At 61.3% G+C, this 20,494-nt stretch carries 19 protein-coding genes and 1 tRNA gene; 9 read left to right on the top strand and 11 right to left on the bottom strand.

What is annotated here, in order from left to right:
* Positions 1–98: 98 nt before the first annotated feature.
* The gene (gene folE2 / locus DQW77_RS00290) at positions 99–1,199 is read right to left on the bottom strand and encodes a GTP cyclohydrolase FolE2 (protein ID WP_113256178.1); all 1,101 of its coding nucleotides are present in this window, start codon (positions 1,197–1,199) and stop codon (positions 99–101) included.
* 301 nt (positions 1,200–1,500) lie between these two features.
* On the opposite strand from folE2, the gene DQW77_RS00285 reads away from it, so the two are divergent.
* Positions 1,501–2,253, top strand: coding sequence for a hydroxypyruvate isomerase family protein (locus tag DQW77_RS00285; protein ID WP_113256177.1), 753 nt, complete (start codon positions 1,501–1,503; stop codon positions 2,251–2,253).
* A gap of 25 nt (positions 2,254–2,278) precedes the next feature.
* On the opposite strand, the gene DQW77_RS00280 is transcribed toward DQW77_RS00285, so the two are convergent.
* The 4 genes from DQW77_RS00280 to DQW77_RS00265 all read right to left on the bottom strand — a co-directional run bounded on the left by DQW77_RS00280 (position 2,279) and on the right by DQW77_RS00265 (position 5,346).
* Positions 2,279–2,692, bottom strand: a complete 414-nt coding sequence (locus DQW77_RS00280) for a universal stress protein (protein WP_113256176.1) — start codon at positions 2,690–2,692, stop codon at positions 2,279–2,281.
* Between the two features lie 283 nt (positions 2,693–2,975).
* Positions 2,976–3,848, bottom strand: coding sequence for a class I SAM-dependent methyltransferase (locus DQW77_RS00275; RefSeq protein ID WP_113256175.1), 873 nt, complete (start codon positions 3,846–3,848; stop codon positions 2,976–2,978).
* A 70-nt stretch (positions 3,849–3,918) separates the two neighbouring features.
* Positions 3,919–4,953 (bottom strand): polysaccharide biosynthesis protein, encoded by a 1,035-nt coding sequence (locus DQW77_RS00270; RefSeq protein ID WP_309301300.1) that lies wholly within the window; start codon positions 4,951–4,953, stop codon positions 3,919–3,921.
* 316 nt (positions 4,954–5,269) lie between these two features.
* Positions 5,270–5,346, bottom strand: a tRNA-Pro gene (locus DQW77_RS00265).
* Positions 5,347–5,496: 150 nt separating this feature from the next.
* On the opposite strand from DQW77_RS00265, the gene DQW77_RS00260 reads away from it, so the two are divergent.
* Complete coding sequence (locus tag DQW77_RS00260) at positions 5,497–7,062, top strand: Na/Pi cotransporter family protein (RefSeq protein WP_113256173.1); 1,566 nt, start codon at positions 5,497–5,499, stop codon at positions 7,060–7,062.
* Between the two features lie 26 nt (positions 7,063–7,088).
* Here the strand turns inward: DQW77_RS00260 and leuB are convergent, their stop codons facing one another.
* From leuB to DQW77_RS00245, 3 genes are all read right to left on the bottom strand, one after another.
* A complete protein-coding gene (gene leuB, locus DQW77_RS00255) occupies positions 7,089–8,195 on the bottom strand; it encodes a 3-isopropylmalate dehydrogenase (protein ID WP_113256357.1) in 1,107 nt (368 codons plus the stop codon).
* Positions 8,196–8,314: 119 nt separating this feature from the next.
* A complete protein-coding gene (locus DQW77_RS00250) occupies positions 8,315–8,980 on the bottom strand; it encodes an OmpA family protein (RefSeq protein ID WP_113256172.1) in 666 nt (221 codons plus the stop codon).
* 124 nt (positions 8,981–9,104) lie between these two features.
* On the bottom strand, positions 9,105–9,971 hold the full coding sequence (locus DQW77_RS00245) for a bifunctional helix-turn-helix domain-containing protein/methylated-DNA--[protein]-cysteine S-methyltransferase (protein ID WP_113256171.1): 867 nt from the start codon (positions 9,969–9,971) through the stop codon (positions 9,105–9,107).
* A 99-nt stretch (positions 9,972–10,070) separates the two neighbouring features.
* Between DQW77_RS00245 and nth the strand changes: the two genes are divergently transcribed.
* Positions 10,071–10,715 carry an endonuclease III gene (gene nth / locus DQW77_RS00240; RefSeq protein WP_113256356.1) on the top strand — a complete coding sequence of 215 codons (645 nt, stop codon included), beginning with the start codon at positions 10,071–10,073 and terminating at the stop codon, positions 10,713–10,715.
* Positions 10,712–11,698 carry an adenosine kinase gene (locus DQW77_RS00235; protein ID WP_113256170.1) on the top strand — a complete coding sequence of 329 codons (987 nt, stop codon included), beginning with the start codon at positions 10,712–10,714 and terminating at the stop codon, positions 11,696–11,698. The genes nth and DQW77_RS00235 overlap by 4 nt, the downstream gene beginning before the upstream one ends.
* A gap of 265 nt (positions 11,699–11,963) precedes the next feature.
* Here the strand turns inward: DQW77_RS00235 and DQW77_RS00230 are convergent, their stop codons facing one another.
* On the bottom strand, positions 11,964–12,713 hold the full coding sequence (locus tag DQW77_RS00230) for a phosphate ABC transporter ATP-binding protein (protein ID WP_113256169.1): 750 nt from the start codon (positions 12,711–12,713) through the stop codon (positions 11,964–11,966).
* Between the two features lie 223 nt (positions 12,714–12,936).
* Positions 12,937–13,755 carry a sulfotransferase family protein gene (locus DQW77_RS00220; protein ID WP_113256167.1) on the bottom strand — a complete coding sequence of 273 codons (819 nt, stop codon included), beginning with the start codon at positions 13,753–13,755 and terminating at the stop codon, positions 12,937–12,939.
* A gap of 148 nt (positions 13,756–13,903) precedes the next feature.
* On the opposite strand from DQW77_RS00220, the gene DQW77_RS00215 reads away from it, so the two are divergent.
* Positions 13,904–15,478, top strand: coding sequence for a DUF5928 domain-containing protein (locus DQW77_RS00215; RefSeq protein WP_113256166.1), 1,575 nt, complete (start codon positions 13,904–13,906; stop codon positions 15,476–15,478).
* Between the two features lie 8 nt (positions 15,479–15,486).
* Entirely contained in the window at positions 15,487–15,873 is a 387-nt protein-coding gene (locus DQW77_RS00210; protein ID WP_113256165.1) for an HIT domain-containing protein, read from the top strand.
* 33 nt (positions 15,874–15,906) lie between these two features.
* On the opposite strand, the gene DQW77_RS00205 is transcribed toward DQW77_RS00210, so the two are convergent.
* Positions 15,907–16,836 carry an ABC transporter ATP-binding protein gene (locus DQW77_RS00205; RefSeq protein ID WP_113256355.1) on the bottom strand — a complete coding sequence of 310 codons (930 nt, stop codon included), beginning with the start codon at positions 16,834–16,836 and terminating at the stop codon, positions 15,907–15,909.
* Between the two features lie 74 nt (positions 16,837–16,910).
* On the opposite strand from DQW77_RS00205, the gene DQW77_RS00200 reads away from it, so the two are divergent.
* The 3 genes from DQW77_RS00200 (at position 16,911) to polA (ending at position 20,477) form a co-directional block, all read left to right on the top strand.
* Complete coding sequence (locus tag DQW77_RS00200; RefSeq protein ID WP_113256164.1) at positions 16,911–17,090, top strand: zinc-finger domain-containing protein; 180 nt, start codon at positions 16,911–16,913, stop codon at positions 17,088–17,090.
* 19 nt (positions 17,091–17,109) lie between these two features.
* Positions 17,110–17,484 (top strand): diacylglycerol kinase, encoded by a 375-nt coding sequence (locus DQW77_RS00195; RefSeq protein ID WP_113256163.1) that lies wholly within the window; start codon positions 17,110–17,112, stop codon positions 17,482–17,484.
* Positions 17,485–17,669: 185 nt separating this feature from the next.
* Positions 17,670–20,477, top strand: coding sequence for a DNA polymerase I (polA, locus tag DQW77_RS00190; RefSeq protein WP_113256354.1), 2,808 nt, complete (start codon positions 17,670–17,672; stop codon positions 20,475–20,477).
* Positions 20,478–20,494: the final 17 nt, after the last annotated feature.

Here is a 20,494-nt window from a genome sequence, read left to right as displayed (position 1 = left end):
AAGGTCTTGGCCCGCCATCGCGTCAAGCACAGACCTTCTCGGGCGGCAAGTGACCGATAAAGAGGCGCTTTTGCCGGATTGTCAGCAAAGCATGGTCGTCAGCCGCCGTGAACCAGGGTTCCGAAAAGCTTCGGGTCAATGCTTCCGGCGGCGAATGTCTCGCCTTCGGTGACAATGCTCACGGCGTCATGGCTGTGCAGGCTTTCCTGATGGCTTGCGATAACCCGGAAATCCCCGATGCGCTGATCCTTCAGCAACTCCGCGCAGAAAAGCCGCGCAGCATCCTCCACGAAGATCGGATTGGCCGCGTTGAGTTCGGCAAAGGCCTGCTCGTCCTCGCGTTTGACCATGACCTGCGTCTCGGTGGGAACGGCCGAGCGGGCGGCGTCGATCAGGTCCTCGAACCACAACAGGCTGCCCGGTTCGACGGCGACGGAAATCCGCGCCACCGACCGCTGTGAATGCGGGGTTGCCAGCTGTCCTCGTGTCTGTCTTGCGTGCTCGCTCAGTTCGAGGGAACACGGACAGGTCGACGAATAGACATAATCAAGATGCATGTAATGGTGGCGCCTTCCCTCATGCTCCACCAGTTCCAGCGCGATATCGTAATATTGGTAGCCGCTGATCCCCGAGCGCAACGACCGGATTTCCGTCGGATAGGAAAACCGCATCTGCAGGCGCGCATCGATGCTTTGAAGATCCGCAATGTAGTCATCCAGCGCCGCTTCCATCACCTCGAAGCTGAAGGTCTTGCCGGCATGCTTGTAGAAGCTGCGCATGATCCGGGACATGTTGATGCCCTTCTTGCCCGCCTCCAGACTGACCGTGCCGGTCACCGAGGTTTCAAGCGTCAGGTCGCTTCCGTCCCGGCTGTGAAAGCGGATCGGCAGACGGAAATTGGAAATGCCCACGTGTTGAAGATGCTGACGCGCACCGCGGATCAGGGAGCTGGGCCCGTTCTGCAAATCGGGAAGCGACCGGCGGTAGTCATCGGTCACCGTGAACTCCCCGGGGTATTCGCGCGACAGGTCCGGATAATCCGAGGGCGCGCCCCCGGGCAGGAGCCGGGCGATGGCCGGATCAAGATCCGCGATCTCGTCCTCGCTGGCGGAACTGGCCCAGCGACGCAGGAGTGCCAGCGCATCCCGCGCCTCCTCGCGCTCGGGGGCGCTGTCCAGATCCTTGGAGTGGAAATTCATGCCGAAGCTCCCTGTCCGTGCCGACAGACCATTACATAAGCCCTGCCGGCCTATTTGCCAATTGTTGTCCGGTCTACGCCGCAAGCGACGCCGCGGATCACAAATCGCCGTGCCGAAGCGCGGAGCGGCAGAACCACGGCACCATGCAGGCCCTCCGGATCCCGGGGCAGGGCCGCGGGGCGTTCAGGACTGCGATGTCGCGGCTCAGGGTATCCGGCCACGGACCGGCCGACCTGAGCAGGCTTTCGCCGTCGAAGTTCACTACCCGTGTCAGATCAGCGCACAGGATGTATGATAAGTCATGCCACGTTTCGCCGCCAACCTTTCGATGCTGTTCCGCGAGGTTCCATTGCCCGAGCGTTTCGCGGCCGCCTGGGCCGCCGGGTTCGAGGCGGTCGAGGTGCTTTTCCCCTACGATGACCCGGCCACGGAATTGCGACGGGCGCTGGATTCGGCCGGGCTGCCGCTGATCCTCTTCAATACGCCACCGCCCAACTGGACCGGCGGCGAGCGCGGCTTTGCCGCGGTGCCCGGGCGCGAGACGCGCTTTCGCCATGATTTCACCCGCGCGTTGCGCTACGCCGAGCTGCTTCGTCCGCGGATACTGCATGTCATGGCCGGCATGGCCGAGGGCGAGGAGGCATACCGGGTCTTTGTCGACAACCTAAAGTGGGCTGCTGCCGAGGCGCCGCACCTGACCTTGACGATCGAACCCATCAACATCATCGACATGCCGGGTTATTACCTTGATGATTTCGGCAGGGCCGCCGCGGTTCTCCAAGAGGTTGACGCGCCCAATCTCGCCCTGCAATTCGACGCGTACCATGCCCACAGGATCACCGGGGACGTGATGGGGACATGGGTGGCTCATGGCCACCTCGCCGCGCATGTACAGGTGGCCGGGGCGGAAGGCCGCCATGAGCCGGTGCGCGGCGCCATCGACTACCCGGCCTTTTTCGACCGGCTGGACGCGGATGGTTACACCGGGTTCGTGAGCGGCGAATACACGCCCTCGGGCCCGACCACGGAGGCCGGGCTCGGCTGGATGCGCTGATCTGTCAGGCGGTACCGCGCCTGCCTCAACCGCGCACCACGTAGACCGAGCATTCGGCGTGGGTCACGACATGGCTGGCCGTGGTCCCGAGAAGGTAGTCCTGCACCTTGGGGTTGGCCGCTTCCATCACGATCAGATCGACCTTCTGATCATCGGCCAGCTTGACGATCTGCCGATGCACGGCCCCCTTGCGAACCATTGTGGACACCTCGACCCCGTCGGCAGGATGCGTGGCAAGGAATTTCTTGAGCTCGTCGCCCCAGTACTTGTCGGAATCGTAGATGTTGAGATTACGCTCGATCTCGGGGGCGACAGTCGCCACGATCAGGCGCGCACCGCGACGGCGAGCCATCTCCACGGCCTCGGTATAGGCGTTGTATTCGACTTGCGCGTGGCGCAGATTGACGGGGCAAAGGATCAGCTTGGTTTCGCGGGGCATGGGGCACCTCTCGTGGCCTAAAGAGCGCAGGATGCACCGCTCTAGACGATTCGCAAAATCCGGAGTGGTCAACTGCGCCGGATCGAACGGCAAAAACGTCACCCCGGTTGAATGGGCTGACCTGTGTGGAACGGCAAGATGAACCTTTCCAGGAACGCCCCCGCCTCGTCCGACATGACAGCCGTTCTTCGTGGATCCTTGCAGACCGACCTTGACACATTCACACGATCGAAGGGCGATCGCACCAGCAGAACCCGACGAAATCCTGCCTGTCGCCTTGCATTCATTTTCTTTGGGCTAGAAATGCCTGGGAACGAAAATCGAGATTCCAAGCTGCGCCATCTTCAACCACCTCTCGTATGGAAAGCCCGGCTTTTTCGATCACGTCAAAAACCACTTTTTGTGGCAATATATGCATCTCCATTGAATCGGTATTCTCCAGAAGATCTGAGTCCGAGCTGTAGCTGTAGCCCACCTTGTATGTTGGAATCTGGACATACAGAAAACCGCCACGCTCAACACGGGAACAAAGCCTCGAAAGCAGCTCTCGCATGACGGGCGGCGGATTATGTTGAAGAACGATTATACTGTACACAAGATCGCATTTTTGCAGAGTCTCGATCTCGCTCACGCTTGTCAGTCTACTCGTCTGTATGTTTTCAATCCCCAAACTCCTGAAGCAGGAATTCGCCTCCCGCAAATGGCTGGCCGAAATATCAACACCGATCACCTTATCAAAGTGACGCGACAAGATAACAGACAAGCGGCCGACACCGCATCCGAAATCCATAACAGATCGCACCCTGGACAATTGCGCGCCCGCGCGTTGCAAAGCGGCCAAGAGTCTTTTGACATCCCCCTCGCCCATGTCGAAGAAATCCGTCAGAGTATCGTCAATATTCTCCTTACGGAATTTATTGTCCGTGATCACCGACCAATGTGCATCTTCTTCTCCCAGCCTGGACCAGGTCCTTTCAACACGCGCCTGCAACCTCGCGAAAGTATCCGGATCAACCTCGGTTTCTATTTCATTTGGCGGCGCTTCGGAGTGACGCATGAGTAAATCGAAGAAATCGGCCAGCGCGACTTGCTCGTCCGGTTGGGGTGTTTCGCGGGAATTGCGGGGAGCTGGAAGGAATTTCTTGAAGAAGTTCATCGTAAACGCCCAAGCAGCCGGTCTTTGGCTAGCCGCGATGTGGATCTTTTCGAGAGTGACACGGATGCGCTCACCGACTCGATTGCCACGCCGAAAGTTCTTCACGCAGTGGCGGAAGGCTCAGCAACAAGTCCCTGACTTCGGCGCGCGACAAGCATCCGGTGTTATGCGAACTGTAATCATCGGCGCTTTCCCCGGCCGCTTTTGTGGGTTCAAGGTAGGCCCCGTAGTTCAGGTCCCGACCGTCCATTCGGATACGCAGGTAATCACCCAGATCTTCCGAGTTGATCATTTCCTGAGCACTGGCAAGGGTTTCGTATCTTTTCTCGGCATGCCGCAACCCGATGACCTCGACCGGATGGTCCGGGACGTCGAATATCTCCTTGAGTGCCTCGACAAGATCGGCAAGTGTCGATGCGCTTGCCTTGCGAATGAAAAGGTCGCCGGGGCGCGCGTAATCGAAGGCATGGTTCACCAGGTCGACACAATCGGCCGAGGATGTCAGGAAACGGGTCATCGTGGGATCGGTGACGGTGATCGGCTTGCCGGTGCGGATCTGACGCACGAAGAGCGGCACCACCGATCCGCGCGAATAAATGACATTGCCGTACCGCACACATGATATCATGGTGCGTGCATCTTCCCCGAGTTCGCGCGCGGCTGCCTGCGCCGCCTTTTCCATCATGGCCTTGGACAGGCCCATGGCGTTGACCGGGAAAACCGCCTTGTCAGTAGACAGGCAAACAAGGCTGCGCACCCCGGCCGCGATGGCCGAACGGATGACGTTCTCGGACCCCTGGATATTGGTCCGCATGGCCTCGATGGGGAAGAACTCGCAGGACGGAACCTGCTTGAGCGCCGCGGCGTGAAACACGCAGTCGACGCCCGCCATCGCCTTGTCGACGCTGTCACGATCGCGGATATCGCCGATATAGAACCTCACTCGGCTGTCGCGAAGCTCTCTGCGCAGCGCGTCCTGCTTTTCCTCGTCCCGGCTGAGGATTCGCACCTCGCCAACGCTCTGGGCAAGGAGATGACGCAGCATGGTCCTTCCGAAAGAGCCCGTGCCGCCCGTGATCAGGATTGGGGATTTCGTTCTGCTCAAGTCGCGCTTTCAGGCTTTGGTTGCTCGGAGCCGATCAGACGGCAATCTGCATGTTGTTTGCTGTATCAGTTCTGGAAAAGCAACCTTAGAAGCCATGACCGCTCACTATTTCGACTGCTTTTCAACCAGATGCGTGCCGCATGGCCGAATTGCCCGCAAGCCTGCCTGTACGCGGCGTGGATTTCCGTCCGGTGGTCGCAGGTCCGGTCAGACGCCATGAAGCGATGAGGCCGATCCTGCTGATCCCGAGGCCCGTGGCCAGATCCGCATCAAGACAATCAGGGTACACCATAAAGGCTTGTTCGTGGCGGGAAACTGGTCGGAGTGGCAGGATTCGAACCTACGACCCCTGCCTCCCGAAGACAGTGCTCTACCAGGCTGAGCTACACTCCGACCGTGGGCACGCCGATTAAACCTCGCTCGAAGGATTTGCAAGGGCGTTGATGACCGATAGGGAATTGATTTCCCCGGTTCGCGGCGCGAAAGCAAGGCCGGCCTTGTACACACCACAGAGCCGGATAGGCTTTGTTGAGAGATGACCCCATGAATGACGCAATACTATTCATCCTCGGCGGTATCGGCCTGTTCCTGATCGGCATGAAAACCATGACCGAAGCCTTGCGCGAGGCAGCAGGCACACGGTTGCGGCAGTTCGTCAGTCGCTTCACCACCACACCACTGAGAGGTGTTCTGAGCGGCACCGCAGTCACCGCGCTGGTGCAATCCTCAAGCGCGACGACGGTCATGACTGTCGGCTTCGTGGGGGCCGGGCTGCTGAGTTTCCAGCATGCGCTCGGGGTGATCTACGGGGCCAATATCGGCACCACCGTGACCGGCTGGATGATCGCGCTCCTCGGGGTCGAGATGGAACTGGGTACTCTCGCCCTGCCGGGCATTTTCCTTGCCAGTCTGCTGACCCTTGTCTCGAACGGTCGGGGCGCGCGCATCGGTCGGGCCGCGGGCGGGTTTTGCCTGATCTTCATCGGGCTTGACATGATGCAGGACGGCGCTTCGGGTTTCGACAAGGTGCTGACTCCGGACAGCCTGCCCTCCGGCGGTCTTGCGGGGCTTGTCCAGCTGATGCTTCTCGGGCTTGCGATGACCGTGGTGATGCAATCCTCAAGCGCCGCAATGGCGGTTGCGCTGGTTTTCCTGGCCGGAGGAACGATATTGCTGGAACAGGCGGCGGCCATGGTGATCGGAATGAACCTGGGCACCACGGTCACCGCACTTCTGGCATCTGCCGGGGGCGGACGCATGATGCGCCGTACGGCCGTGGCGAACGTGATATTCAACGCTGTGACCGCCCTACTGGCCTTCCCGATCCTTTTCCTCGGGGCGGCGGCGTTTGCCGGCTTGGCACAGCGGTTCGGAGACGCGACTGCGCTGGTCCTGTTTCATTCCGCCTTCAACTTGGCGGGGGCCGCCCTATTCGTGCCTGCGACGACGGTTTTCGCACGTGTCGTGACCCGCCTGATGCCGGATGAGGGTGATCGGCTGACCAGGACACTGGATCCGGCCCTCCTGAGTGACGAGGGTGCGGCGATGGATGCGGCGCAGGCGGCGGCGACGGCGATCACCGATCTTGTCTTCGGCGCGCTCGGCAGGGCCTTGCAGGCCGAGGCGCCGGAGGATGGGCTGACGCGGCTTTGCCGTCGAACCGATCCCGCACTGAACGAACTTTCCGACTACGTGGCGCGCATTCAGGTCCCCGAAGGAAAACCGCAGGAGGCGGCACGTCTCACCGCGATCCTGCACCAGATCGACCATCTGCGCCGTCTGAGCCGCCGCGCCGGACGCGAGGGGCTCATAACCCCGCTTCTGGACGATGACCGGTTGCGCCGCCCGGTTCAGTTTTTCGCCGCCGTCCTGCGCGACGGCGCCACGCCCGATCGCCGGGCGCGACGGCTCGCTTGGCTTTCGGCACATGTTGCGGGTCTGACCCGGACCCACAGGCGCGCGACCCTTCTGAGCGAACATGTCGGGCTGATCACCGTATCCGAGATGTTCAAGCGCACGGATGCCCTGCGCTGGTTCTCGCGCAACCTGCACCACGCAGAGCGGATTGCGCATTACGCCTGCCTCGGACGGCACGACCCTGCGCCCTGACCCCGCCGAGGCCGAAATCACGTCAATCAGAGGCTCTTTTCGAGGGCGGCGACGATCGCATCGCCCATCTCGACGGTGGAAACCGGGCTGCCGCCCTCCTCTCCCAGCAGATCGCCGGTGCGCAGACCGTCCGCCAGAACCTGTTCCACGGCCCCTTCCAGACGCGACGCTTCATCCCCGTTGTCAAAGCTGTAGCGCAGAGCCATGGCGAAGCTCAGGACGCAGGCGATCGGATTGGCCTTGCCCTGTCCGGCGATATCCGGAGCGGAGCCATGCACCGGTTCGTAAAGTGCCTTCGGTCTGCCATTTGGCATCGGCGCCCCCAGCGAAGCCGAGGGCAGCATGCCAAGCGATCCGGTCAGCATCGCCGCCGCATCCGACAGAAGATCGCCGAACAGGTTGTCGGTGACGATGACATCAAACTGCTTGGGCCAGCGGCAAAGCTGCATCGCACCCGCGTCGGCATACATGTGGCTGAGCTCGACATCGGGATAATCGGCGTCATGTACCTTTTGCACGACCTCGCGCCACAGGATGCCGGATTCCATCACGTTGGCCTTTTCCATGGAACAGACCCTGCCATCGCGTTTGCGGGCAAGATCGAAGGCGGCGCGCGCGATGCGGTCTATCTCGGACTCGGTATAACGCTGTGTGTTGATGCCCACGCGTTCGTTGCCTTCCTCGAAGATCCCGCGCGGTTCGCCGAAATACACGCCCGAGGTCAGTTCGCGCACGATCATTATGTCGAGACCGGCCACGACCTCTTTCTTGAGCGAACTGAAATCGGCCAGCGCGTCGAAACACTGCGCGGGACGCAGATTGGCAAAAAGGTCCATCTCCTTGCGGAGCCGCAGCAACCCTCGTTCGGGTTTCACCGAGAAATCCAGATCATCGTATCTCGGCCCGCCCACAGCTCCCAAAAGGACGGCATCCGCTTCCTGGGCGCGCGCCATCGTGTCATCATGGAGGGGGACACCATGCGCATCATATGCGGCGCCGCCCACAAGATCCTCCTCAACGGTAAATGTCAGGCCGCGCCGGTCGCCAAACCATGCGATGACCTTGCGGACCTCGGCCATGACTTCGGGGCCGATCCCGTCACCGGGCAGAATGAGAAGCGAGGGCGTGCTCATGAGGCGGTATCCTTCCTGTGGATGCATGGGCAACCGCCTATCCCGAACCCTGCGAAGCGTCAAGAAAGCACGCCTGTCAGCCCGTCAAGACGGCCCCCGCGCCACGACCGAACTGAGGTTCAGCGCGCGTTTGGCAGGATCACGATTTCCACGCGGCGGTTCTGCGCCCGGCCTTCCGGTGTCAGGTTCGATGCAACCGGCTGATCCTCGCCACGGCCTATCGTCTGGATGCGCCCGAAGGACACGCCGCCGGACATCAACACATCCGCCACCGCGTTCGCCCTGCGTTGGGAAAGGGCCTGATTGTAAGATGCCTCGCCGGTGTTGTCCGTATGGCCCACGACCTGCACGCTGGTGTCCGGATAGGTCTTGAGGCTGTCGGCGACGGTCAGAAGATCGGATCTCAGGACCGGGTTGACCTCGGAACTGTCAGTCTCGAAGAGAATGTCCTGCGGCATGGTCACGATCAGGCGGTCGCCGGTATTGGTGATGCCCACGCGCTCGTTTTCAAGGTCGCGGCGCAGTTCGGCCTCCTGCTTGTCCAGCGCGTTGCCGATCGCCGCGCCGCCAGCGGCGCCAACGGCCCCGCCGATGATCGCGCCCTTGGCCTTGTCGTCGCTCGCAAGCGCGCCGGTGATGGCGCCGAAAACACCCCCCAGGAGGGCACCCTGCTTTGTCTTGCGATTTGGATCGTCGGGATTCACGGTCGCCGGATCGGTGCAGGCACTCACCGCCAGAAGCGATGCGCCGGCCATCAGGGAAATCGCGGATTTTGCTCTTGTCATGATCTCAGCCTCTAATTCGTCGCCCGCCGTTCCGGGCCTGTGGCCGGAACTATATGTACTGTCGCGGCTCAACCCAACGACAAAAGGAGAAACCTTGGCATCATTCCGCCCAGAAGGGGCGATTTCATACGCCGGCGCGGGCGGACTCCCAGGCCAGGATCGCACGCTTCACGGGCAATCCCCAGTGATAGCCGCCAAGGCCGCCCGACTTGCGAAGCGCCCGGTGACAGGGGATCAGGTAACTGACCGGATTGCGCCCGACCGCTGTGCCCACGGCGCGTACGGCGCGCGGGTTGCCGACCGACCGTGCGATCTCCGAATAGGTGGTCACCTGGCCTGACGGAACCTGCAGCAGGGCCTCCCAGACCTTGATCTGGAACGGCGCGCCGATGAGGTGCAGTGGAACCTCGTTCTGCGGCCGGCTGGCGACGTGACCGGCGCTGCCATTGCCGAAAACCGTCTCGATCCAGGGCGACAGCGCCGCCGGCCTCTCCACGAACCGGGCTTCTGGCCAGCGCCCGGCAAGATCCTCCATCGCTGCCGCCTCGCCGGTTTCCCCGGCAAATCCCATGCCACAGATTCCCCGCTCGGTTCCCATCACGAGGACCGGGCCGAACGGGCTGTCGAACCACCCCCAACGGATTTCCAGCCCCGCCCCCTTTCGGGCGAACTCGCCAGGGCTCATCGCTTCCCACCTGAGGAACAGATCATGCAGGCGCCCGGATCCGGAAAGCCCCAGTTCATGCGCTGTCTGAAGCGTCGTGAAGCGCCGCGACAAAAGGGACTTTGCGTGATCCAGCGTGAGGTATTGCTGATACCGCTTGGGCGACACGCCAACCCATGCCGTGAAGACACGCTGGAAATGCGATGGGCTCATCTGCATCTCTGCCGCCAATTCGTTCAGTGTCAGCGCCGCTTCCGCACCATCGATCAGACCGATTGCGCGCCGCATGACATGGTAATGGTAACTGTGATCGTTTCGTCGGCTCATTGCGTCCCGTCCGGCTGCTTGCGAACCCAATACCGGTGCCGGCTGGCGCCTGCGACCCGAATGTTGCGCATTGGCGGTTTTGTGGGCATACGGATGCCCATGCAGTCGCAGATGGATTACCACACCATGCGCGCGGTCTTCGAGCGATTCCGCAGCGCCGAGCCAGAACCGCAAGGCGAGCTGTCGCATGTCAACGCCTATACTCTGCTGGTGGCCGTCGCCCTGAGCGCACAGGCCACGGACGCGGGCGTCAACAGGGCCACGCGGGATCTCTTCGAAGTTGCCGACACACCGCGGAAAATGCTCGAATTGGGTGAGGAAGGTCTGATCGGGCATATCCGCACCATCGGCCTTTACCGCAACAAGGCCCGCAACATCATGAAACTCAGCCGTATCCTCGTGGAGGAATATGGCGGTGACGTGCCCAGTTCGCGCGCGGCGCTCCAGTCACTGCCCGGCGTCGGGCGCAAGACCGCGAACGTGGTTCTCAACATGTGGTGGGGGTTGCCCGCGCAGGCCGTGGATACGCATATTTTCCGGGTCGGCAACCGCAGCGGAATCTGCCCGGGCAAGGATGTGGCCGCGGTCGAACGCGCGATCGAGGACCATGTTCCGGCCGAATTCCAGCGCCATGCGCATCACTGGCTGATCCTGCACGGCCGCTATACCTGTCGCGCGCGCAAGCCCGCCTGCGGCGCCTGCCTTATCAATGATCTCTGCAAGTTCGAGGACAAGACCACATGAGCGAATACCAGGCCGTCGGGATCGGCAATGCCGTCGTCGACGTGATCAGCCAATGCGACGATATTTTCCTCACCCGCATGGGGATCGAGAAGGGAATCATGCAGCTTGTCGAGCGCGAGCGCGGCGAGTTCCTTTATGACGCGATGGAGAACCGCCACCGGCTTCCGGGCGGGTCTGTCGCGAATACCATCGCCGGGCTCGGGGCTCTCGGTCTTTCCACCGGGTTCATCGGGCGGGTTCAGGATGATGCCCTGGGGCGCTTTTACGCCGATGCGATGGCACGGGACGGTACGGTTTTCGTGAATGCCCCCGTGCGGGGTGGCGAGTTGCCGACCTCACGCTCGATGATCTTCGTGACGGCAGATGGAGAGCGGTCGATGAACACCTACCTTGGCATATCCGCCGAACTGGGCAAGGAGGATGTCCCGGATTCGGTCGCAGGGCAGTCGGGCCTGCTTTTTCTCGAGGGGTATCTCTACGACAAGCCCAAGGGCAAGGAGGCATTCACGGAAGCGGCCCGCGCCTGCCGGGCGGGTGGCGGCAAGGCCGGCATCGCCCTCTCCGATCCGTTCTGTGTCGACCGCCACCGCGATGATTTCCGACGTCTGGTCCGCGAACTCGACTATGTGATTGGGAACGAGCACGAGTGGAAATCGCTTTACCAGACCGAGGATCTGGGTGCGGCGCTGGAACAGGCGGCGGCCGATAGCGGGCTTGTCGTCTGTACCCGGTCGGGCCACGACGTGGTGATCGTGGAAGGCGAGGAGAGCGTATCGGTTCCCGTGGACGAGATCACCCCGGTGGATGCCACCGGTGCCGGAGACCAGTTCGCTGCCGGCTTTCTTTACGGCGTGGCGAAAGGGTTCCCTCTGAGGGTATCCGGGCGCATGGGGTGCATAGCCGCCGCCGAGGTCATCGGTCACTACGGCGCGCGCCCGGAACGCGACGTCAAGGCCATGTTCGCAGCCGACGGCCTGATCTGAACGTCGCTTGTCCGTCCTTGCGGCCCGCCTCGGCAAGAAATGCGGTGCAGCGACACCGGGAATTTCCGGACGCGGAATGACAGCGCGCCCGGCTCCTGCGTTGCCCGGCCCGTCACCGAGGCAGGCGAACGCCGGCGCGCCATCACCATTGGCGGTCATCGGCTTTCTGCCTTCACCGCCCACCCTTGCGGTCATGTCACGGCTGGTGATCCACCACGAGCGGCCGGCGTCCAGAAGATGCCCGCGACGCCGTGGGTGGCTGGCACTACCCGAATTTTCCTTCGACGAAGCGGCGCGCCTCGTCGCTGCGGGCGGCGGAAAAGACCTGTTCGGTCGGGCCGATTTCCAGAAGTTCACCAAGATGGAAATAGGCCACCCTGTCCGCAAGGCGGCGCGCCTCCATCATCGAGTGGGTCACCACGACGATCGAATGATCGGCCCGCAGGTCGAGCATCAGTTCCTCGACACGCGCCGTGGCGATCGGGTCTATCGAGCCCGTGGGCTCATCCATCAGCAGGACATCGGGCCTTGTTGACAGCGCCCGCGCGATACAAAGCCTTTGTTGCTGACCGCCGGAAAGGTCCGTGCCCTCCATGCTGTGCAGGTTGTCCTTCACCTCGTCCCAAAGACCGGCACGGCTCAGGCACTCGGTCACGTGTTGCTCCAAATCGGCACGCGATGCGGCAAGCCCGTGCAGCTGCGCACCGTAGGCGACGTTCTTCCAGATCGACATCGGAAACGGGTTCGGTTTCTGGGCCACCCAGCCGAAGCGGCGCCGGTGCATGGGCGGGTCGATCTCCGGGTCGTGGATGTCGTGGCCCTCCATCTCGATACGGCCCGAGATGGTGACGTCCGTAGTGTTGTCGTGCATGCGGTTGAGGCACTTGAGCGCAGTGGACTTGCCGCAGCCTGACGGACCGATGAAGGCGAGAATCTCGCCTGTGAAAAGCTCGAAGCTCACGTTGAAAAGGGCCTGCTTGTCCCCGTACCAAAGATTGACGTCTTTCAACGTCATCAAGGGTGCATTGTTGGACAAGGCCGGGGCGGCTTCGCAAAGCGTATCGGGTGCGGCGTACATCGGGCGTCTCCTGCTTCTGACTGGCCCGATCCTGCCCGACCGACATGACGCCCATTTCGATCCAGATCAAGAAAGACAAATCTTCATGAAAATTTCACAAAACGGTCAGGTCGGAACATGACCCGCTGGTGCGTCGGCTCACACGATCATGGTGGGCGCCTCATTCGCCCAGCTTGGCATGCACCTCGTCGAGGTCGATCTCGCCCACCGGCATCTTGTTGGAGGGATCATCGAAGTCGTATTTGAAGAGTTCGAAGTCGCGGTGATAGATTTCCCTGACCAGATGCATCGACAAGTCATCGAAATAGTCTTCGACAGGGTGCGCGCGTTTCGGACCGTGACCTTCCGATTCGTTGAAGCGGGGAATGTTTCCCAGATCGACCTGTTGTGGCGCCGGGATCGACGACAGGATCTGGCCCATCCCTTCGTTGAACTTTTCGGTCCAGAATATCCTGTCATAGGTGCCGCCGTTCACGATGAAGGTCGAGACATGGCCGGACATTGCGGACCAGTGAATATCCGGCTCCATCGGCTTGCGCCAGCGGATGGTATCGCGGGCGAAGAGCAGGAAACGGCGAAAGCTGCGGATCTGGTCGAACTCTTCCTTGCCGTCCTCGCCGCCCACCTCGATTCCGTATTTCTGGACCAGAAGGGGCACCAGCTTGCCACGATACCGTTTGCCGTTGCGCTGAATGCCGCAGATCTTGTCGAAGAAGCTGGACAGGATGCGCGTGTAGGGATTGCGCACGCAAGTGAATGCAAAGGATCGGTGCGAGGTGATGTTGTCGGTGATCAGGGCCTGGCTTTCATCCAGCGCCCATTTGTGCATACCACTCCGGGCATCATGTATGTCGCCGTCGAAGAAGGTGCCGTGATCGGAATAATACATGATCTGGCCGATGGTCGAGCAGGCGCATTTGGGCACCACGCGGTAGACCACGCTTTCGCTTTCGGTCATCCATGTTCCGGGAAATCCCATGCCTGCCGCCCTTGACAACCTCCGCCTCACCAGACGGATACTCCAGTTTCTAACCCGTTAAAAAAACCAAAGAAAGCATGTTTATTCAACGCCTGTTCAGGACTATCACTGTAGTTATCCGCAACAAGAACGGGGAACGGCGCCGCCGATGGCGAAAATCGCTTACATACTCCTTTGTCACAAGGATCCCGAGGCGATCATTCGCCAGGCGGAGATGCTGACCGCCGCCGGTGACTACATAACGATCCATTTTGATGCCCGGGCCGCCACGGAGGATTTCAACACCATCCGCAACGCGCTTGCGGGCAATGCGAATGTCGTGTTCGCCCGCCGCATCAAGTGTGGCTGGGGCGAATGGTCCCTTGTGCAGGCGTCTATCAATGCCGCCGGCGCGGCTGTCGATGCCTTTCCGCGGGCCACGCATTTCTACATGTTGTCAGGTGATTGCGCAGCGATCAAATCGGCCCGGTTCGTGCATGATTTCCTCGATGTGGAGGATGTCGATTACATCGAGAGCTTCGATTTCTTTGAAAGCGACTGGATCAAGACAGGCATCAAGGAAGAACGGCTGACGTATCGCCACTTCTTCAATGAACGCAAGCGCAAGTGGCTTTTCTACACCTCCTTCAACATTCAGCGGAGACTGGGGCTCAAGCGTGCCATCCCCGCGGATATCGAGGTTCAGATCGGAAGCCAGTGGTGGTGTCTTCGCCGGCGAACCATAGAGGCGATCCTTGATTTCACCCGCGAGCGGCGGGATGTGATGCGTTTTTTCCGCACCACGTGGATTCCGGACGAGACGTTTTTTCAGACACTGGTGCGCCACCTGGTGCCGGAATCGGAGATCCGGACCCGGACGCTCACTTTCCTGTTGTTTACCGACTACGGTATGCCTGTCACTTTCTACAATGATCACTACGACCTTCTTATCAGCCAGGATTTCCTTTTCGCCCGCAAGATCAGCCCCGAGGCGACATCCCTCAAGCAACGCCTCGGCGCGCTCTATTCCGACGATACGGCGGAATTCAAGATCTCCAACGAGGGCCGCAACCTGTTCATGTTCCTCACCGGGCGCGGACGGATCGGCAAACGGTTCGCAAGCCGCTTCTGGGAAACCGAGAGCAGCCTCGGGCGGCACCGTGAACTGATGATCGTGATCTGCAAGAAGTGGCACGTCGCCAAGCGCGCGCTGGAGAGTATTCGCCAGGCCACCAACATGCCGGCGATCGAATACCTTTTCAACGAGGAGCACACCGCGCTGCCCGATCTGGGCGGCATCCAGGGAACGCTGGCCAAAAGGACACGGCACCGCCGCGCGCTGATGCGGATGCTTTTTGATTACTACGAGACCGATCAGTTGATCATCTGCATGGATCCCGGGAACATCGAGCTTCTGCACGATTTCTGCGGCGACAGGTCGATCACCCGGCTGCTGGAAATCAAGTGCGAATTCAGTGACGCTTTCCTGATGGGCCATGCAATGCGTGTCGGTCTGGCGGGTGAACAGACCCCTCTGGAAACACTGGAACGGCTGCTGCCCGCGATCCGCGGCGACATCACCTTCGAAAGCGACCGGATCCGGGACGCCGGGTTCGAGAACCATTACCGCATCCGGCAAACCGACACGCCCGAACAGAATGCCGGACCGATCGCGAAGTTCCTTGATATTCCATACGACAAGGCGCAGGAGATCGCGGAGACAGACCACTTGTTTGCCGATTGAGGTTCCAGATGCCCTATGATTACGACGATCAGAACATTTTCGCCAAGATCCTGCGCGGCGAGATCCCCAACGACACGGTGTTCGAGTCCGAGCACACACTTGCTTTCAAGGACATTGAGCCCCTCGCCCCGGTGCATGTCCTGGTGATCCCGAAGGGCCGCTATGTCAGCCATGACCATTTCACCGCCGAGGCCAGCGATGCCGAGATCCTGGATTTCATGCGCGCAACCGCCGAGGTCTGCCGTATCACCGGTGTTTCTCCGGGCAATGGCGGCGACGGGTTCCGCACTATCTCCAACGCCGGCGAAAACGGGGTTCAGGAGGTTCCGCATTTCCACCTTCACATCCTCGGCGGACGCCATCTTGGCCGGATGTTGTCGCGCAAGGACGACTGAGCAAGAAGCGTCCCGCCGGCCACAACCACGGACTCAGCGCGTGCGCGTCAGCTCCAGGAAAACATCCTGAAGATCGGCCTGTTCGGTCTTGACGTCGCGAATGCGGATACCCGCCCCGCGCACCGCTTCCAACACCTCCTCGGCCGGTGTTCGGGCGGAGTGATAACTCACGACAAGGGCGCCGTCCGCGCGCTCTTCCACCTCCAGGCCCGGCGCTTCGGGCAATCGGGCCGGCCTGGTTTCGGGGTGGATGATCATGGTCTTGGAATCCAGCCGCCCCAGAAGATTCTCGGTACTGTCGCGCGCAACAACCTGTCCCAGGTTGATGATCGCGATCTCGTCGCACATTTCTTCCGCCTCTTCGAGGTAGTGCGTGGTCAGGATGATGGTCATGCCCTGTTCGTTGAGGCGCCGCACATTTTCCCACAGCATCCGGCGCAGTTCTATGTCCACCCCGGCCGTGGGTTCGTCCAGTACCAGGATCTGCGGATGATGAACCAGCGCCTTGGCCAGAAGCAGCCGCCGCCGCATCCCGCCCGACAATGTGCGCGCATACGCTTCGGCCTTGTCCTCCAACCCCACGAGGCGCAATATCTCGTCGCTGCGGCGCTGCGATTTGGGCACTCCGTAAAGACCCGCCTGAACTTCCAGCGCGGCGCGCGGCGTAAAGAACGGATCAAGGTTCAACTCCTGCGGCATCACCCCGATCGAGGCCCGGCTCTGACGCGGGTTCACGTCCTGGTCGAAGCCCCAGATCATGACCTCACCGGCACTCTTCACCACCAGCCCGGCAAGGATGTTGATGAGTGTCGATTTGCCGGCTCCGTTCGGCCCCAGAAGGCCAAATACCGATCCTTGCGGAATGTCGAGGTTCACGCCGCTCAGCGCCGTCTTTTCCGGTTCGCTCCGGCGGCCCGAGTAAGTCTTGGTCAGACCGCGGATTTCGATTGCGTTGGCCTTCATGCCCGTCTTGCCTCTGCCCTGTTGATCGCTCATAGTCGCCGTACTGGAATTGAGGTCGAAAGGAAACGCCCGGCATGACAACCGAAGCTCCCGAAACCCGGATCGTGGACAGCTACCGCGTGGCCTGTGACGGCGGCGAGGGTGCGCTGGGACATCCGCGCGTATGGTTGCAGATTCCGCTGGAGCAGGGCTGGGTCGAGTGCCCCTATTGCGACGCCAAGCTCATCCATCGCGATTTCGAAGGCAAGGTCTAGGCCGCTTGAGAAGCCGGACATGAGCGAACAGGGCCTCACGGGACTGGCACGACTCATCGCCGCGTTCGGCAATTCCGCCGCGGGCTTCCGCGATGCATGGCGCGGTGACGAGGCGTTTCGCATCGAATTCGTGATCTTCCTCGCCTCGATCCCCGGCGCCTTCTGGCTGGGCGATGACGCGGGAACAATCGTGCTGCTGATCGCTTCGGTGCTCTTTGTCGTCGTTGTCGAAGTGCTCAACAGCGCCATCGAGGCGGTCGTTGACCGGATCGGTCCCGAGCGCCACGAACTGTCGCGAATGGCAAAGGATCTCGGCTCTCTCGCGGTGCTGCTGTCGGCCTTCGTGCCGGGCCTCATCTGGCTCGCCGCGCTGTGGCAGAAACTGAGCGGCTAGCGCAACGGCAGGGACGCGGCAGTACATTTCGCCCATCCGGGATCCCATGACCGTGTGCCGCCGAACACTCATCACCGTTCAAGAGGCCGCCGGAGCTTTGTCCGACCCGCAAACTCGCCACTGGCCCCGGCATTCGGCGCATGGCATATCAGATCATGCACCAACAATATCCGGAGGGCGCGAGCATGACATTCGGCAAGGGCTGCCATCTGCACCTGATCGACGGGTCGGCCTTCATATTCCGTGCCTATCACGCGCTGCCGCCGCTCACGCGCAAATCCGATGGTATGCCGATCGGCGCGGTCTCGGGCTTTTGCAACATGCTTCAGCGATATATCGACGGCAATACCGGCGCTGATGCGCCCACTCATCTGGCCGTGATCTTCGACAAGGGCAGTCATACCTTCCGCAACGATCTTTATGCCGAATACAAGGCCAACCGCGAAGAAATGCCCGAGGAATTGCGCCCGCAGATCCCGCTCACGCGGCGGGCGACAGAGGCGTTCAACATTGCCTGCAAGGAAACCGAAGGCTACGAGGCCGATGACATCATTGCCACACTTGCCTGCCGGGCCCGCGAGGCCGGCGGCCGCGTCACCATCATAAGCTCCGACAAGGATCTGATGCAGCTTGTGGGCGGCGGTGTCGAGATGCTCGACGCGATGAAGAACCGCCGCATCGACACCGAGGCGGTGGAAGAGAAGTTCGGCGTTGCGCCAGACCGCGTGGTTGACGTTCAGGCCCTGGCCGGCGACAGCGTCGACAACATCCCCGGCGCCCCTGGTATCGGCATAAAGACGGCCGCGCTTCTGATCAACGAGTTCGGAAGCCTTGAAAGCCTGCTCGACCGAGCCGAGGAAATCACCCAGCCAAAGCGTCGGGAAACCCTGATCGCGAAGCGTGCGCAGATCGAGTTGTCCCGCCAGCTGGTGCAGCTCGATTGCGATACTCCGCTGGATTTCACACTCGATGATCTGGAGGTGCGCGACCCTGACCCGGAGGTTCTGCTGGGGTTTCTCACCGAGATGGAGTTTCGCACCCTGTCCAAACGGATCGCCGAGGCCCTTGGCCGGGAAGCGCCGGTCATCCCCGATACCAACCCTGCCGGTGCCAACCCCCCGGACGAGGAGGAGGCACCGCAATGGCCTGCCATCGACCCGGAAGCTTATGAACGCGTCGATACCATATCGTCACTTCAAGCCTGGATCGACAGGATCATCGCGCGTGGCATCGTGGCCGTGGATACCGAAACAACATCGCTTAACGAGATGCAGGCGGGACTAGTCGGCATATCGCTCTGCGTGGAGCCGGGGCAGGCGTGCTACATTCCGCTGGGTCACCGTGACGGGGATGCCGGCGATCTTTTCGGCAGTGCCGCACTGGCCGAGGGGCAAATGAACACGGAGGAGGCGCTCGGCGCGCTCAAGCCGATCCTGGAGGACGACGCAATCCTCAAGATCGGGCAGAACATGAAGTACGATGCCAAGATCTTCGCGCAGCTGGGCATCACGGTGGCGCCCATCGACGACACGATGCTGCTGTCCTATGCGCTCAATGCCGGCATTCACGGTCACGGGATGGACACGCTCAGCGAACGCTACCTGTCGCATTCGCCGATTCCGATCAAATCACTTCTGGGCACCGGCAAGTCCGCCATCACCTTCGATCGTGTTCCGATCTCCGAGGCGGTCGGGTACGCGGCCGAGGACGCGGATATCACGTTGCGGCTCTGGCATGTGCTGCGCCCGCAACTGCACCGTGAACGGGTTACCGCTGTGTATGAGACCCTCGAACGACCGCTTGTGCCGGTGCTGGCGCGCATGGAACGCCACGGCGTGAAGGTGGATCGCGAGACCCTGCACGCGATGTCGGGCAAGTTCGCGCAGAAAATGGCGGCACTCGAAGAGGAGATTCATCAACTGGCGGGTCACAAGTTCAATGTCGGCTCTCCAAAGCAGCTTGGCGAAATCCTGTTCGACGAATTGGGTTACGAGGGTGGCAAGAAGGGCAAGACAGGGGCCTATGCCACAGGTGCGGACGTGCTGGAGGATCTGGCCACCATCCACGATCTGCCCGTCCGGGTTCTGGACTGGCGCCAGCTATCCAAGCTCAAGTCCACCTACACGGACGCCCTGCAGGATCACATAAACCCGGATACGGGCCGTGTGCACACCTCCTACGTACAGACCGGCGCCAATACCGGGCGATTGGCCTCGACAGATCCCAATCTTCAGAACATCCCGGTGCGCAGCGAAGAGGGCCGTCGCATCCGCGAGGCTTTCGTGGCCGAGGAGGGCAACCTTCTGGTCAGTCTTGATTACTCACAGATCGAGTTGCGCATCCTCGCGCATGTGGCCGGGATCGATGCCCTGAAGCAGGCCTTCAAGGAAGGTCAGGACATCCACGCCATGACCGCAAGCGAGATGTTCGATGTCCCGATGGATGAAATGACGCCCGAGGTGCGCCGCAAGGCCAAGGCGATCAATTTCGGGGTGATATACGGCATTTCCGGCTTTGGGCTTGCCCGGAACCTGCGTATCCCGCGAGGTGAGGCACAGGGCTTCATCGACCGTTATTTCGAGCGCTTCCCCGGCATCAAGGCCTACATGGACGAAACCGTGGCCTTCGCGAAGGAGCATGGCCATGTCGAAACCCTCTTTGGTCGTCGCATACACACCCCCGAGATTTCCGCCAAGGGTCCGCGTGCGGGGTTCGCCCGCCGCGCGGCCATCAACGCGCCCATTCAGGGCACCGCGGCCGACGTGATCCGCCGCGCGATGATACGCATGCCCGCAGCCATCCGCGACTTGCCCGCAAAGATGTTGTTGCAGGTCCACGACGAATTGATCTTCGAGGTGACGGCGGGCGCCGAGGAAAAGTTGATAGGATCCGCCCGCGCGATCATGGAAGACGCCGCCAACCCGGCTGTGCATCTGGACGTGCCTTTGGTGGTGGATGCCGGACAGGGGGCGAACTGGGCGGAGGCGCACTGATCACCCTTCAAGGGTTA

This window comes from Roseovarius sp. TE539, from assembly GCF_003298505.1.
Lineage (GTDB): Bacteria > Pseudomonadota > Alphaproteobacteria > Rhodobacterales > Rhodobacteraceae > Roseovarius.
The sequence above is the reverse complement of the archived record's forward strand: the minus strand, read 5'-3'. Positions and strand labels throughout refer to the sequence as shown.

Bases quoted from the DNA above. Each gene is read 5' to 3' on its own strand.
- DQW77_RS00210 (WP_113256165.1), top strand. From the start codon at position 15,487: ATGCCCTATGATTACGACGATCAGAACATTTTCGCCAAGATCCTGCGC.
- DQW77_RS00245 (WP_113256171.1), bottom strand. From the start codon at position 9,971: ATGAGCCGACGAAACGATCACAGTTACCATTACCATGTCATGCGGCGC.
- DQW77_RS00220 (WP_113256167.1), bottom strand. From the start codon at position 13,755: ATGGGATTTCCCGGAACATGGATGACCGAAAGCGAAAGCGTGGTCTAC.
- DQW77_RS00275 (WP_113256175.1), bottom strand. From the start codon at position 3,848: ATGAACTTCTTCAAGAAATTCCTTCCAGCTCCCCGCAATTCCCGCGAA.
- polA (WP_113256354.1), top strand. From the start codon at position 17,670: ATGACATTCGGCAAGGGCTGCCATCTGCACCTGATCGACGGGTCGGCC.
- DQW77_RS00205 (WP_113256355.1), bottom strand. From the start codon at position 16,836: ATGAAGGCCAACGCAATCGAAATCCGCGGTCTGACCAAGACTTACTCG.
- DQW77_RS00250 (WP_113256172.1), bottom strand. From the start codon at position 8,980: ATGACAAGAGCAAAATCCGCGATTTCCCTGATGGCCGGCGCATCGCTT.
- DQW77_RS00235 (WP_113256170.1), top strand. From the start codon at position 10,712: ATGAGCGAATACCAGGCCGTCGGGATCGGCAATGCCGTCGTCGACGTG.
- nth (WP_113256356.1), top strand. From the start codon at position 10,071: ATGCAGTCGCAGATGGATTACCACACCATGCGCGCGGTCTTCGAGCGA.
- folE2 (WP_113256178.1), bottom strand. From the start codon at position 1,199: ATGAATTTCCACTCCAAGGATCTGGACAGCGCCCCCGAGCGCGAGGAG.
- DQW77_RS00260 (WP_113256173.1), top strand. From the start codon at position 5,497: ATGAATGACGCAATACTATTCATCCTCGGCGGTATCGGCCTGTTCCTG.
- DQW77_RS00285 (WP_113256177.1), top strand. From the start codon at position 1,501: ATGCCACGTTTCGCCGCCAACCTTTCGATGCTGTTCCGCGAGGTTCCA.
- DQW77_RS00280 (WP_113256176.1), bottom strand. From the start codon at position 2,692: ATGCCCCGCGAAACCAAGCTGATCCTTTGCCCCGTCAATCTGCGCCAC.
- leuB (WP_113256357.1), bottom strand. From the start codon at position 8,195: ATGAGCACGCCCTCGCTTCTCATTCTGCCCGGTGACGGGATCGGCCCC.
- DQW77_RS00230 (WP_113256169.1), bottom strand. From the start codon at position 12,713: ATGACGTTGAAAGACGTCAATCTTTGGTACGGGGACAAGCAGGCCCTT.
- DQW77_RS00215 (WP_113256166.1), top strand. From the start codon at position 13,904: ATGGCGAAAATCGCTTACATACTCCTTTGTCACAAGGATCCCGAGGCG.
- DQW77_RS00195 (WP_113256163.1), top strand. From the start codon at position 17,110: ATGAGCGAACAGGGCCTCACGGGACTGGCACGACTCATCGCCGCGTTC.
- DQW77_RS00200 (WP_113256164.1), top strand. From the start codon at position 16,911: ATGACAACCGAAGCTCCCGAAACCCGGATCGTGGACAGCTACCGCGTG.